A 13,678-nucleotide genomic window follows, 5' to 3' on the forward strand; every position below is an offset into this window, starting at 1 on the left:
CGGCTTCCGTCTGCGGCTTCCTCGACTGAATACCCGTCAGTAAGGTTGAAGGGTTACCAAGCGCAGCCAGCGCCGAGGAAGCCCAGAAGGAGTGCCGATGGCCACCGCAGCCGCCACACCCGGACCGGCCGGGAATCCCCTGGTCGGTTCGCTCTTCGACCTCACCCGCCGTCCGTTGCGCACCTACCTCGCGGCCCGGCGCGACCACGGGGACGTGGTGCGCTTCGTGGCCGGGCCGCCCGGGCTGCGCGTCGAGTTCTACGGGGTGTTCTCGCCGGAGGGCGTCCACCAGGTGCTGGGCAGCGAGGCGGCGAACTTCCGCAAGGAGAACAACTTCTACGACGAGCTGCGGACCAGTGTCGGGAACGGGCTGCTGACCAGCCAGGACGAGGTCTACCAGCGCCAGCGCCGGCTCATCCAGCCGCTGTTCACCCGGCGCCGGGTGGACGGCTACGCGGACGCGCTCGCGCAGGAGGCGCAGGCCCTCGCCGAGCGCTGGCGGGCGGTGCCGGACGGGGTGGTGGACGCGGCGGAGGAGATGTCGCGCTTCGCGCTGCGCGCGGTCGCGCGGATCCTCTTCGGCGCCGACGTGGAGGAGGCGGTGGAGGTGGTGAACCGCAGCTTCCCGGCGCTCGGCGAGTACGTCAAGGAGCGCGGCTTCGCACCGGTCCGCCTCCCGCGCTCCTGGCCGACGCCGGGCAACCGGCGCGGCCTGGAGGCGCAGCGGGCGCTGTACGAGGTGTGCGACCGGATCATCGCCGAGCGGGCCGCGCGCGGGGGCGGCGACGAGGACGCGGACGACCTGCTGACCCTGCTCGGGCGGGCGCGCGGCGAGGACGGCGAGCGGCTGGATCCGGCCGAACTCCGGGACCAGGTCCTGGTGTTCCTGCTCGCCGGCCACGAGACCACGGCGACCTCGCTGGCCTTCGCGCTGCACCTGCTGGCCAAACACCCGGAGCAGCGCAAGCTCGCCCAGGAGGAGGCGCGGACCGTCCTGGCCGGGCGGGCGCCGACGGCGGCCGATCTGGAACGGCTGCCCTACCTCACCCGGGTGCTCAAGGAGGCGATGCGGCTCTTCCCGGCGGCGGCGCTGGTCGGGCGGCGGGCGGTCGAGGAGACGGTCATCGACGGGCACGTCATCCCGGCGGGGGCACAGGTCGTGGTCGCGCCGCTGGTTACCCAGCGGCACCCGGACCACTGGGCGGAGCCGCAGCGCTTCGACCCGGACCGGTTCCTGCCGGAGGAGGAGAAGGCGCGCCACCGGTACGCCTGGTTCCCGTTCGGCGGCGGGCCGCGGGCGTGCATCGGGCAGCACTTCTCGATGCTGGAATCGGTGCTGACTCTCGGGGTGCTGCTGCGGGACTTCGAGCTGGAGGCGGTGGACCGGCGGGTGGCGCTCACGCAGGGGATCACGCTCCGGGCGGCGAGCGCGATGCGGGTACGGGTGACGGCGGTGGACTGACGATCGGCTCGCTGGGCACACGACCGGGTCATTCGAACACATCGCCCCAGTCGCGTGTGCAGCTTTTCAGATCTTCGCCAGGCCGATTCCGGCCGCTCGATAGCGTCCCACGCACCCCAGGTCGGAAGCGCACATGCGGCTGGCATATGCACGTCGTGTGCAGTCCGCCCGACCGGGGTGCCCGGGCGCACTGCTGACCGCCCCGGGCCCGACCGGTCGACCGGAGATCCCATGGGCACCCTCAACCACTTCAGCTTCGGCTGGCTGACTCCCGTCCTCTCGTACGCGATGGCCTGCGCCGGCGCCGCCCTTGGCCTGCGCTGCACCCTGCGCGGCCTGGCCGCCACCGGTGCCACCCGTCGGAACTGGCTGCTCACCGCCGCCGCCGCGATCGGCTCCGGCATCTGGACCATGCACTTCGTCGCCATGTTCGGCTTCGCCGTCGACGGCACCGAGCTGCGCTACAACGTGCCGCTGACCGTGCTGAGCCTGCTGGTCGCGGTGCTGGTCACCGGCCTCGGTCTGACCGTGGTCTGCTACGGCCGGCACCGCGGTCTCGCCCTGCTGGGCGGCGGCGTCACCACCGGCGTCGGCGTCGCCGCGATGCACTACCTGGGCATGGCCGCCGTCCGGATGCACGGCGGGCTGCGCTACGAGGCCGGGACGGTCGCACTGTCCGTGCTGGTCGCGGTCGGCGCCGCCACCGCCGCGCTCTGGGCCGCCGTCACCATCCGCAACGTGTACGCGGCCGCGGCCGCCTCGCTGGGCATGGGGCTCGCCGTCAGCTGCATGCACTACATCGGCATGGCCGCCGTCCACGTCCAGCTGGATCCGGCCCGTACCGACCTCGGCGGGGTCAGCCCGATGGAGTTCGTCTTCCCGCTCGCCGTCGGCCTCGGCTCGTTCCTGTTCCTCGCCTCCGCCTTCGTCGCGCTCTCGCCGACCGCCCAGGAACGGGCCGGCGAGCCGGCGGAGGGGGAGCCGGCCGTCGAGGAGGTTCCCGCCCCGGCCGGCCGGGCGGACGTCGCGCTCGACGAGCCTTACGGCGTCGACCCGTACAGACACGACCCGTACGGTCACGACCGCGCGGCCTGAGCCCCGCCGTGCCTGAGCGCCGTTGCGTCTGAGCGCCGTCGCGTCTGAGCCCCGCTGTGCCTGAGCCCCGCTGTGCCTGAGCCCCGCTGTGCCTGAGCCTCGCGCCGCCTGAGCCCGTCTCTCCACGCCCCCGCCCGAAAGGCCCCACACCCATGCGAGAAGACCGCGGTACCGCCCCCGGCGCCCGCCGGGGTGCCCATGCCGGGCCGCCCGCCCGTCCGCCGCGCCCCGGCCCCTGGCTGCGCGGGCTGCGCCCCCGGACCGTCCGCGCCCGGATCATCGCCCTGCTGATGGTGCCGGTCGTCTCCGTCATCGCCCTCTGGGGTTTCGCCACCGTCACCACCGCCCAGGGCGTCTGGGATCTGCTGCGCCTGCGCGACGCCCAGCGCACCCTGCTCACCCCCGTCGCGGACACGGTCACCGGCCTGCAGGCCGAGCGTGCGGCCGCCGGTCAGCTCCTGGCCGGACCGGGACTCGTCCCGGGGACCGTGCCCGCCGCCGGCCGGGAGAGCGCCCTGCGCGAGGCCGCCGCCGCCACCGACCGGGCGCTCGCCCCGTTGTTCCCCGACCCGCGCCACCCCGGCGGGGGCTACAACCGTGCCGACGCCCAGGGCCTGGGCGCCGACGCCGCCGCCCGGCTGGACTCCCTCGGCGACTCCCTCGCCGCCCTGCCCGAACTGCGCGGCAAGGTGCTGGCCCGGAGCGTCGGTTGGCCCGAGGCGTACGCCGCGTACGGCGAGGCGGTGGACCGGGCGCTGGCCGTCTCCGGTGCCGTCGCGCCGTCGCAGGCCGGTCGGGCCGGCGCCGACACCCGGGTGCTGCTGGACCTGGCACGCTCCCGTGAACTCCTCGCCCGGGAGGACGCGTTGGTGCGCTCCGCCCAGCTCTCCGGCGGGCTCGGCGACGACCAGCTGCGCGAGTTCTCCGGAGTGGCCTTCGCCCGGCGCGCGTTCGAGCAGGGCGCGGCCGCCGATCTGGGCTCGGCCGACCGGGACGCGCTGCTCGCCCTGACCGCCGGGCCGGACCACCGCGAGCTGGTCGGCTACGAGGAGAAGGTCCGTACCGCCGCCGACGGCCGGTCCGCCGTCGCCGCGGTGCCGGCGGACCGGTGGGCGATGGTGGCGGGCAACGTCGCCGACGGGCTGCGCGGCGTCGAGGACCGGGCCGGACGGCTCGCAGCCGAGCGCCAGAACCCCTACGCGCTGGGCCTGTTCACCCCGGCCGGGATGGCCGTGGTGCTCGGTCTGCTCGGGGTGGTCGCCTCGCTGGTGATCTCGGTGCAGATCGGCCGCGGCCTGGTCACCGAGCTGACCGGCCTGCGGAACTCGGCACTTGATCTGGCCGGTCGCAAACTCCCCGCCACGATCCGGAAGTTGCGTGCCGGGGAGGAGGTGGACATCGAGACCGAGGCGCCTCGCCCGGTGGGCCGCGACGACGAGATCGGCCAGGTCCACCGGGCGCTCGGAACGGTGCAGCGGGCGGCCGTCACGGCGGCGGTGGAACGGGCCGAGGTGCTGTCCGGAGTGTCCGGGGTGTTCGTCAACCTCGCGCGCCGCAGCCAGGTCCTGGTGCACCGCCAACTCACTCTGCTGGACACGATGGAGCGGCGCACCGAGGATCCGTCCGAGCTGGCCGACCTGTTCCGGCTGGACCACCTCACCACCCGCATGCGCCGCCACGCCGAGGGCCTGATCATCCTCTCCGGTGCCGCCCCCGGCCGGGCCTGGCGCCGGCCTGTCCCGCTGGTGGACGTGGTGCGGGCGGCCGTCTCGGAGGTCGAGGAGTACGCCCGGGTCGAGGTGCACCCGCTGCCGCGCGCCGCCGTCGTCGGCCACGCCGTCGCCGACCTGACCCACCTGGTGGCCGAACTGGTCGAGAACGCCACCGGGTTCTCCCCGCCGCACACCCGGGTCCACGTCCGCGGTGAACAGGTCGGCAACGGCTACGCGTTGGAGATCGAGGACCGCGGCCTCGGGATGGGCCCGGCCGCGCTGGCCGCCGCCAACCGGCGGATCGCCGCCGTCGAGCAGACCGACCTGTTCGACAGCGACCGGCTCGGCCTGTTCGTGGTCAGCCGGCTCGCCCGGCGGCACGACGTACGGGTCTCGCTGGTGACCTCCGCGTACGGCGGCACCACCGCCGTGGTCCTGCTGCCGACCGAACTGCTGGCCGACGGGCGCGAGGAGCAGGCTCAAGGCTTCGAAGTGGTAGCGGAGTTGGACGTCGCGACCGTGCCGGGCGGGTCGGCCGGGGCCCCGACTTCGGCTCCGGCTCCGGCTCCGGGCCCGGCCCCGGCACCGGCGCAGGTTCCGGGTCCTGCGGCGTGGCCGCAGTGCGTGCCGGGATCCGTGCCCGGGCCCGTACCGGGCGTCGCGTCGTGGCCGCAGTCCCGGCCGGCGTCGGCCTTCCCGGGCGGCGGGGTGACGGAGATCGAGCTTCCGGCGGCGGGTGGGCCGTCGCCGGAGGGTGGGGCGCTGCTGCCCTTCGGTGTCCGGGGCGGCGACCCCGGGCCGGTGCGCCGCACCCCCGTCCGGGCCTCCGGCACCCGGACGGCCGGACCGGCTGCGGACGGGGGCCCGGGTGCCGCCTCCCGTCCGCAGCCCGGTTCGCCGCCGCCGTACCGGACGGCGACCGCGCCGCCGCCGGGTGAACGGCAACCGGCGGACGCTCCCGAGGAGTTGCCGCGCCGGGTGCGCCAGGCGAGCCTCGTGCCGCAGCTGCGGGAGGCCCCGGTCGGCGCCGGCCCGCGCGGCCGCCGTACAGCCTCCAACGGGGCCAGCGCGGGGCCCGCGACCCGCAGCCCGGAGGCGGCGCGGGCGGCGATGTCCGCCTTCCAGAGCGGCTGGGCGCGCGGCCTGCGGCCCGACCGGCGATTCGACGAGCGACCCGACGACCGGCTCCCAGAGCGACCCGACAACCGAATCGACCACCGACCCGAAGGAGACCGGCCGTGATCGGCACCACCCACCGCACGGGGGAACTGAACTGGCTCCTAGACGAGTTGGTCCAGCGCGCCCCCGAGGTCCGCTTCGCCGTGATGCTCTCCGCCGACGGCCTGGCCATGGGCACCTCGGCCGGTCTGGAACGTGAGGACGGCGAGCACCTGGCCGCCGTCGCCTCCGGCTTCCACAGCCTCGCCAAGGGCGCCGGCCGGCACTTCGACGCGGGTGAAGTCCGGCAGACCCTGGTCGAGTTGGAGGGCGGCTACCTGCTGGTCGCGGCGGCCGGGGAGGGCACCTGCCTGGCCGTGTTCGCCACCGCCCGGGCCGATCTCGGGCTGATCGCCTACGAGATGGCCAGACTGGTCCGCCGGGTCGGCGAGCACCTGAGCGCCCCGCCCCGCGCGCTGCACGGCGGGTGAGGACGGTGTCCCACCCGGACCGCCCGTACCGGTCGGAGCCCGCGTTCCGCCCGTACCACCAGCGACATCCGGAGCATCCGCGGGCCGACCCCGGCCGGCCGCCCCGGAACCCGCTCGCCGCCGCCCACCGGGCTCGCTGGTACGACGACGAGGCCGGGCCGCTGGTCCGCCCGTACGCCGTGACCGGGGGCCGGACCGGCGCCGGTGAGCAGCAGTTCGACCTGATCGCCGTGGTCGTCTCCGACCTGCCCGACCCGGCGTTCGCCCCGGACGCGCCCGAGCCGCCGGTCGGCCCGGAGCAGGCGCGCATCCTCGGCCTGTGCCGGGGCACGCCGCTGTCCGTGGCCGAGCTGGCCGCCGACCTCGACCTGCCGGTGGGGGTCGTGCGGGTGCTGCTCGGCGACCTGCTGGCGGCCGGGTTCATCCGAGTCAGCCGCCCCGTCCCGCCCGCCCTGCTCCCCGACGAGCGCATCCTCCAGGAGGTCGTCCATGGGCTCCGCGCACTCTGACCACCCGTCCGACCGTTGGCCGTCCGATCCGGTGGATCCGGCCGACTCCGTGCTCACGCTCAAGATCCTGGTGGCGGGCGGCTTCGGGGTCGGCAAGACGACGCTGGTCGGAGCCGTCAGCGAGATCCGCCCGCTGCGCACCGAGGAACGGCTGACCGAGGCCGGGCGGGAGGTGGACGACCTGGACGGGGTGGAGCGCAAGACCACCACCACGGTGGCGATGGACTTCGGCCGGATCACCATCCGGGAGGGGTTGGCCCTCTACCTGTTCGGCACCCCGGGGCAGGACCGGTTCTGGTTCCTCTGGGACGAGCTGGCGCAGGGCGCGCTGGGTGCGGTGGTGCTCGCGGACACCCGGCGGCTGACCGACTGCTTCCCAGCCGTCGACTTCTTCGAGCACCGCGGCATCCCGTTCGTCGTCGCGGTGAACCGTTTCTCCGGGACCCGTGAGTACGGTCCGGAGGAGGTCGCCCGAGCGCTGGACCTGGACTCCGGTACGCCCGTGGTGCTCTGCGATGCCCGGCGGCGCGCCTCCGGCAAGGAGGTGCTGATCAACCTGGTCGAGCACGCCGGGCGGGTGCACGCGGCCCGGCTGCTGGCGGAGGTCTCGCCGGCCCGGTGACAGACAGACGGCAGGAGGCAGACGACAGGAACAGATGACCGGTGACGGATGACGGGTGACGGATAACAGATGACAGCCGACAGATAACGGATTTCGAAATCTGTCAGCTGTCATCTGTTCGTCGTCGTTCCCCGCAGCCGCTACCCGCTCAGCTGTGCCACTGGAACACGATCTTCGTCCAGGTCGATCCCGGACAGTTGCCCCAGACCGCCCACGCCTCCGGCCGGGCACCGATCCACAGGCCGACGGAGTAGCTGCCGTTGGCGCAGTAGGTGATGGTGCGCAGCTGGCCGGAGTAGATGTTGCAGTACCCCTCCCAGCGCCACCCGTAGTTGGCCGTGATGACGCAGTGGTAGGGGGCGGCGGCGACGTGGGGCGAGGCCGCGGCCGCGCCCGGGGTGATGGTCTGGTCGTCGGCCGGCGCCGCGGCGGCCGGCAGGGTGGCGGTCCCGAGCATGCCGAGGGCGGCCGCGGTGGCCATCCCGAACGTGGCGATCTTCCTGGCGATGCAGCCTCGCATGGTGGTTCTCCTCGCTCAACGGTTCCCATCGGGCGGAATGCCCCGGCCGGGCGGTGGTCGGCGGAGGGTGAATTCCCGCCTCCCGTCCGGCCGATGACGAATTGCACACGAATGACTGCGCACCGTGAGAGGACGACCTATGATGTGACCTGTGTCACAACCTGTCCGGTTGGGCTGGGGCCAGCCCCGACTGGGCGTTCGGAATGCCGATTTCCGGGGAGAACGGCATGGCGGAATGCAGCGGACGGTACGCGGGCGGACGGCGGAAGGACTTCGGTCCGGAGCCGACGGAACGCCAATCCACCGATTTCAACCGCGTGTTCACGGCACTGCTGCCCAGACTCCAACAGGCGGCCGCGATGCTCACCGGCAGCCCGCTCGCGGCCGGCGACATCGTCCACGACGCGTACCTGCGGATCGCCCGCCGCCCCGAGCGCTTCCTCAGCCATCCGCAGCCGTACGCCTACGTGTTCACCACGATGACGAACATCCTGCGCGACCAGTGGCGCCGGGAGCGCCGCCGGGTGGCGCTGCCCGAGGTGCCCGAGTTCGCCGAGGCGGCGGAGCGCGGCCGCGCCGCGTTCGAAGCGCCGTACGGCGGGATGGCCGAGCTGCAGGCCCGCTGGGAGGTGGTCCGGCTGCTCGGCTTCCTGACCGTCAAGCAGGCCCGCGCCGTGGTGCTGGTGGACCTCGACGGCTACTCCGTCGACGAGGCCGCCGAACTGCTCGGCCTCCACCGCAGCACCCTGGCCGTCACCCGACGCCGCGCCCACGGCCGGCTGCGCGCGGTCCTGGAGCGCGAGCGCCGGCACGACCCCTGACGACCGGCGACGGCCCCTGACGTCCGGCGACGACCCCTGACGACCGTCGAGTGCCCGGTCGACCGCCGACGGCCCGGGCCGTCCGCACCCCGACGCACCGAGCCGACGGTAAGTCGGCTGATGCGCGACCCCGGCCCGTACGCTGAAAATCGTGATCACGTACGAGGACCACAGCCTCCGCGCCCTGGCCGAGGACGGCCGCTGGCCCGAGCTGCTCGCCGCCTACCGGCAGGGCCGGGCGGCCGCCGTCGTGCAGGGCGGGGAGCAGGCCGCGGTGGCCCTGACCGCGCCGCTCGGCCATCTGATCGCCTACGCGGCACCGCCCGAACTGGCCGTCCGGCTGTTCGACGCGGATGGCGGTGAGGGGACGGTCGCCGGGGTGGCCGACCACGACGCCGGTCCGCTCTGGGAGGTGCTGGCGACCCGCCACTCCTGGCTGCGGCTGGCCCCGCTGCTCGGTCCGGCCCCGGTGCGCCGTCTGGTCGCGCACACCCGGGTGCTGCTCGGCGAGGACCTCTCGTACGGGGCCGAGCCCGATCCGGAAGGTGTGCCGCTGCGCCTGGAACCCTGGGAGAAGGCGGGCTGGGACGAGGCCGCGCGGGTGCGCGAGTACCTGCCGGGCGGGGGAGCGCGCAGCGCGGTGCTGACCCTGCCGGCCAGCCGCGAGGGCCTGGTCCAGGTCGAACTGCCGAAGGCGGCGGCCCGGCCGGGCGGGCAGCGGGTCACCCGGGGCCTGGCCGAGCTGGCCGCGCTGGTGCCCTGGGCGGAGGTGGTCTGTGTCCGCGGTCCGGCCCCGCAGGCGACTGCCGTGCTGGCCCGGGGCCGACGGGTGCTCGGCGGGTTCCTGCCGTTCGCGCTCGTCTACCCGGCGCTGGTGCAGGCCGCCGCGGTCGGCCGGACGCACGGTTGCGCGCACGGGCGGCTGCGGCTCTGGCGCGCGCTGGGCGCGATGGCCGGCGCGAGCGGCCCGGACCGCTCCGAGGTGGACGCCCTGGTGGCCCGGATGCGCTGCTTCACCTGGCAGGAGCCGACCGCCGGGCTGCGCCATCTGCACGTTGCGCTGGAGGATCCGGCCAGCGGGGTGACCTGGGCGGTCAGCGGCTCGCAGGAGCTGTGAAGGAGCTGTGAACCGGGCCCGGGCGGGAGCCCCGGACGGAACGGGGGACCCCCGGCCCGGCGCCGTTTCCGGGGGAAGGTGACAGGCGCCGGACCGGGGGAGTGCGGGGTGTTGGCTCAGCTGGTGGCCGTCGCAGCGGCGGGGACGGCCTCCGGAGCGGGGTCGGCCTCCGGCGCGGGACGGGCGGGCCCGTGGGTGTCGACCAGCGTGAGTTCGTCGAACGGCAGCTCGCCGTCGAGCACCCGACGGGCGCGCTCGCCGTCCAGTTCGCCGGTCCAGTGGCCGATCAGAACGGTCGCGACGGCGTTGCCCGCGAAGTTGGTGAGCGCCCGGGCCTCCGACATGAACCGGTCGATGCCGACGATCAGGCCGACCCCGTCCACCAGCGCCGGCTTGTGCGACTGCAGCCCGCCCGCGAGGGTGGCCAGCCCGGCACCGGTGACTCCGGCCGCGCCCTTGCTCGCGATCACCATGAACACCAGCAGCGAGAGCTGCTCGCCGATCGACATCGGCTTGTCCATCGCCTCGGAGATGAAGATCGAGGACATGGTGAGGTAGATCGCGGTGCCGTCCAGGTTGAAGCTGTAGCCGGTCGGCACGGTGATGCCGACGACCGGGCGGCTGACGCCGAGGTGCTCCATCTTGGCGATCAGCCGGGGCAGCGCGCTCTCGGAGGAGGAGGTCGAGAGGATCAGCAGGAACTCGCGTCCGAGGTACTTGAGCAGCGCGAACACGTTGACCCCGGCGACCAGGCGCAGCAGCGCGCCGAGCACCACGACGACGAAGAGCACGCAGGTCACGTAGAAGCCGATCATGATCACGGCGAGGCTCTTCAGCGCGTCGACGCCGGTCGCCCCGACCACCGCCGCCATCGCCCCGAAGGCGCCGACCGGCGCGACCCACATGATCATCGACATGATCCGGAAGACCAGCCGCTGGAGGTGCTCGATCCCGCGCAGCACCGGGGCGCCGACCGGGCCCATCGCCTGCAGCGCGAAGCCGGCCAGCAGCGCGACCAGCAGGGTCTGCAGCACCTTGCCCTGGGTGAGGGCCGAGAACAGGGTGTCGGGGATCATCCCGAGCAGGAAGTCGGTGGTCGACTGGGCGCCGCCGGCGGCGGCCTGGGCGTGGCCGGACTTGGCGAGCGCGGCGGTCAGGTGCAGGCCGTCGCCGGGCTCCAGCAGGTTGCCGACGACCATGCCGATGGCCAGCGCGACGGTCGACATGGCGAGGAAGTAGCCGATGGCGAGGCCGCCGACCTTGCCGACCTTGGCGGCCTTGGTGACCGAGCCGATGCCCAGCACGATGGTGCAGAAGATCACCGGGCTGATCATCATCTTGATCAGATTGACGAACCCGGTGCCGACCGGCTTCAGCCCCACGGCGAAACCGGGGGCGGCCAGTCCGACCACTACGCCCGCGACCACCGCGGCGATCACGGCCAGGTAGAGGTAGTGGGTCCGGTCCTTGCGTCTGGGTCCCCCCGCCGTGGTGTTCTCGGTGATCGACATCTGCGGCTCCTTCGCCCTGCAGTCCTGGCGGCCCCGGGTGGTGGGCCGCTCCGACTATGGGGTCCGGGCGTGACGGAGGTCACGTTTGCGTTCATAGAGTTCATGGCGCGACGGGAGCGGTCCGGCCCCTGGGGGCGGCCCGGGCCGTGGTGCACACTGGCAGGCATGTCCGTGAGCACCGCCCCCACCCGCTCGCGTCACCGGGTGTTCCCCCTGCCGCGCCGGCTGGTCCGCAGCCTGGCCGGGCAGCTGTTCGTCGTCCAGGTGGTCATCGTCGCCGCCGTGGTCGCGGGCGGCGCGGTGCTCGCGTACCTGTTCACCGCCGAGCGAACCGAGGACGCGGCCCGCCGCGAGGTCACCTCGGTCGCCCACGCCGTCGCCGACTCGCCGACCGTGCGCTCCGCCGTCGGCGGGCCCGACCCGACCGCAGTGCTCCAGCCGTACGTCGAGCAGGTGCGCCAGGACACCGGGGTCTCCTTCATCACCGTCATGGACACCGACGGGGTGCGCTGGACCCACCCGTTGCCCGAGCAGATCGGCAAGCGCTACCTCGGGCACATCGACTGGGCGCTGGCCGGCCAGACCCGCAGCGAGACGTACACCGGCACGCTCGGCCCGTCCGTGCGGGTGGTCACCCCGGTGTGGGACGACCGGCACCGGGTGGTCGCCCTGGTCAGCGTGGGGCTGACGCTGGAGTCGATCTCCGGCCAGCTGAGCGGACCGCTGCTGGCCCTGGTCGGGGTCGCGGTGGCCGCCCTGGCGCTCGGCGGGGCGGGCACCTACCTCGCCAACTCCCGGCTGCGGCGGCACACCCACGGCATGGGGCCGGACGAGCTCAGCCACCTCTACGAGTACCACCAGGCGACCCTGCGCTCGGTGCGCGAGGGGCTGATCCTGCTCGACCGCGCGCACCGGGTGGTGCTGTGCAACGACGCCGCCCGCGAACTGCTCGGACTGGCAGGCGAGTTGGACGGGCGCCCGGTGGCCGGACTGGGACTGCCGGAGGCACTGGTGGCGGCCGTGCTCGGCGAGGCGCCGGTGCGGGACGAGGTGCACCTGACCGCCGAGCGGGTCGTGGTGCTCAACACCTCCACCATCGGCACCGGCCTCGGCCGGGTGGTCACCCTCCGCGACCACACCGAACTGCAGTCGCTCAGCGGAGAGTTGGACTCGGTGCGCGGCTTCACCGAGGCGCTCGGCGCACAGGCGCACGAGGCCGCCAACCGGCTGCACGCCGTCGTCTCGCTGATCGAACTCGGCCGCCACGAACAGGCGGTGGAGTTCGCCACCGCCGAACTCGCCCTCGCCCAGCAGCTCACCGACCGGGTGGTCGCGGCGGTCAGCGAGCCGGTGCTGGCCGCGCTGCTGCTCGGCAAGGCGGCCCAAGCGGCCGAACGGGGCGTGGAGTTGACCCTCACTGAGGACAGCCGGATCGACGACGGGGTGCTGCCGCCCGGGCTCTCCCCCCGGGACCTGATCACCGTCCTCGGCAACCTCATCGACAACGCGGTGGACGCCGCGATCGCCGGGGCCGCGCACAGCCCGGTCGCACCGGAGGTCACCGTCACGGCGCGGATCGAGGACTCGGGGCAGGGGGACGGCGGGGGCGGCGGTGGAACCGGCCATGCGGACACCCGGGGCGGCTGCCTGCTGCTGCGGGTCGCCGACACCGGCGCGGGCATCGACCCGGCCGCCGTGGAGGACGTGTTCCGGCGCGGCTGGAGCACCAAGCAGGACGGCCGCGGGCACGGCCTCGGGCTGGCCCTGGTCGCCCAGGCCGCCCGGCGCAACGGCGGCACCGTCGAGGTCGGGCGCGACCGCGGCGCGGTGCTCACCGTATGGCTGCCGCTGGCCGGCCGGGTGCGGGAGCGCGAAGGGGCCCCGGCGTGACCGGCGCCGCCGCCGAGGCCCGCAACGGGATCTCCGTCCTGGTCGTGGAGGACGACCCGGTGGCCGCCGCCGCGCACACCCTGTACGTCGAACGCGAGCCAGGCTTCCACGCCGTCGGCACCGTCCACAGCTGCGCCGACGCGCTGCGCTTCCTGGAGCGGGCGCGCGCCGCCGGGGCGCCCGTCGACCTCACCCTGCTCGACCTCTACCTGCCGGACGGCCACGGCCTCCAGCTGTGCCGCACGCTGCGCGCGGCCGGGCACGGCACCGACGTCATCGCGGTGACCTCGGCGCGCGACCTCGCCATGGTCCGGCAAGCGGTGTCGGCGGGGGTCGTGCAGTACCTGCTGAAACCGTTCAGCGCGGCGGCCCTGCACGACCGGCTGGAGCGCTACGCCCGCTACCGGGACAGCCTCGGGCGCACCGGCGAGGCGACCGGCCAGGACGAGGTCGACCAGGCGCTGGCCCTGCTCCGCACGCCCGAGCGCACCTCGCTGCCCAAGGGGCTGAGCGCGCCCACCCTGGACACCGTCGCCTCGGTGCTGCGGGAGGCCTCGACCGGGCTGTCGGCGGCGGCCGCCGGCGCCGCCGCCGGGGTGTCCCGGATCACCGCGCGGCGCTACCTCGAACACCTGGTGGACACCGGCCGGGCGGTGCGCGAGCCGCAGTACGGGAGCGTCGGGCGGCCGGAGCTCTGCTACCGGTGGAAGGGGCGGTGACGCTACCGGCCGGTCGGGTTCGGTCCTGTTCGGGCGGGTCCGGTCAGGAGC

12 protein-coding genes are annotated in these 13,678 nt (G+C 74.4%); 10 read left to right on the forward strand and 2 right to left on the reverse strand.

All coding sequences use genetic code 11. From position 1 onward, the window contains the following. The first annotated feature begins 97 nt into the window (after positions 1 to 97). The 6 genes from ACIG5E_RS01340 (at position 98) to ACIG5E_RS01365 (ending at position 7,049) form a co-directional block, all read left to right on the forward strand. A complete protein-coding gene (locus ACIG5E_RS01340) occupies positions 98 to 1,462 on the forward strand; it encodes a cytochrome P450 (protein WP_396530721.1) in 1,365 nt (454 codons plus the stop codon). Between the two features lie 231 nt (positions 1,463 to 1,693). Beyond that, positions 1,694 to 2,557: an MHYT domain-containing protein gene (locus ACIG5E_RS01345; protein WP_396530722.1), complete on the forward strand. Its 864-nt coding sequence runs from the start codon at positions 1,694 to 1,696 to the stop codon at positions 2,555 to 2,557. Between the two features lie 152 nt (positions 2,558 to 2,709). Continuing rightward, complete coding sequence (locus ACIG5E_RS01350; RefSeq protein ID WP_396530723.1) at positions 2,710 to 5,511, forward strand: nitrate- and nitrite sensing domain-containing protein; 2,802 nt, start codon at positions 2,710 to 2,712, stop codon at positions 5,509 to 5,511. Beyond that, complete coding sequence (locus ACIG5E_RS01355; protein ID WP_396530724.1) at positions 5,508 to 5,918, forward strand: roadblock/LC7 domain-containing protein; 411 nt, start codon at positions 5,508 to 5,510, stop codon at positions 5,916 to 5,918. Before ACIG5E_RS01350 ends, ACIG5E_RS01355 begins: the two co-directional genes overlap by 4 nt. A gap of 161 nt (positions 5,919 to 6,079) precedes the next feature. Further along, complete coding sequence (locus ACIG5E_RS01360; protein WP_396531005.1) at positions 6,080 to 6,427, forward strand: DUF742 domain-containing protein; 348 nt, start codon at positions 6,080 to 6,082, stop codon at positions 6,425 to 6,427. Continuing rightward, positions 6,408 to 7,049, forward strand: coding sequence for a GTP-binding protein (locus tag ACIG5E_RS01365; protein ID WP_396530725.1), 642 nt, complete (start codon positions 6,408 to 6,410; stop codon positions 7,047 to 7,049). Before ACIG5E_RS01360 ends, ACIG5E_RS01365 begins: the two co-directional genes overlap by 20 nt. Positions 7,050 to 7,197: 148 nt before the next feature. On the opposite strand, the gene ACIG5E_RS01370 is transcribed toward ACIG5E_RS01365, so the two are convergent. Continuing rightward, positions 7,198 to 7,569 (reverse strand): hypothetical protein, encoded by a 372-nt coding sequence (locus tag ACIG5E_RS01370; RefSeq protein WP_396530726.1) that lies wholly within the window; start codon positions 7,567 to 7,569, stop codon positions 7,198 to 7,200. Positions 7,570 to 7,886: 317 nt separating this feature from the next. Here ACIG5E_RS01370 and ACIG5E_RS01375 point away from each other — a divergent pair, with 317 nt between their 5' ends. Then, complete coding sequence (locus tag ACIG5E_RS01375) at positions 7,887 to 8,390, forward strand: RNA polymerase sigma factor (RefSeq protein ID WP_396530727.1); 504 nt, start codon at positions 7,887 to 7,889, stop codon at positions 8,388 to 8,390. 151 nt (positions 8,391 to 8,541) lie between these two features. Next, positions 8,542 to 9,507 carry a hypothetical protein gene (locus tag ACIG5E_RS01380; RefSeq protein WP_396530729.1) on the forward strand — a complete coding sequence of 322 codons (966 nt, stop codon included), beginning with the start codon at positions 8,542 to 8,544 and terminating at the stop codon, positions 9,505 to 9,507. Between the two features lie 116 nt (positions 9,508 to 9,623). On the opposite strand, the gene ACIG5E_RS01385 is transcribed toward ACIG5E_RS01380, so the two are convergent. Beyond that, entirely contained in the window at positions 9,624 to 11,018 is a 1,395-nt protein-coding gene (locus ACIG5E_RS01385) for a cation:dicarboxylate symporter family transporter (protein WP_396530730.1), read from the reverse strand. A gap of 165 nt (positions 11,019 to 11,183) precedes the next feature. On the opposite strand from ACIG5E_RS01385, the gene ACIG5E_RS01390 reads away from it, so the two are divergent. Further along, entirely contained in the window at positions 11,184 to 12,908 is a 1,725-nt protein-coding gene (locus tag ACIG5E_RS01390) for an ATP-binding protein (protein WP_396530731.1), read from the forward strand. Further along, positions 12,905 to 13,627, forward strand: a complete 723-nt coding sequence (locus ACIG5E_RS01395; RefSeq protein WP_396530732.1) for a response regulator — start codon at positions 12,905 to 12,907, stop codon at positions 13,625 to 13,627. The genes ACIG5E_RS01390 and ACIG5E_RS01395 overlap by 4 nt, the downstream gene beginning before the upstream one ends. The last annotated feature ends 51 nt before the right edge of the window (positions 13,628 to 13,678 follow it).

The sequence above is a fragment of the Kitasatospora sp. NPDC053057 genome, assembly GCF_044546945.1.
Taxonomy (GTDB): Bacteria; Actinomycetota; Actinomycetes; order Streptomycetales; family Streptomycetaceae; genus Kitasatospora.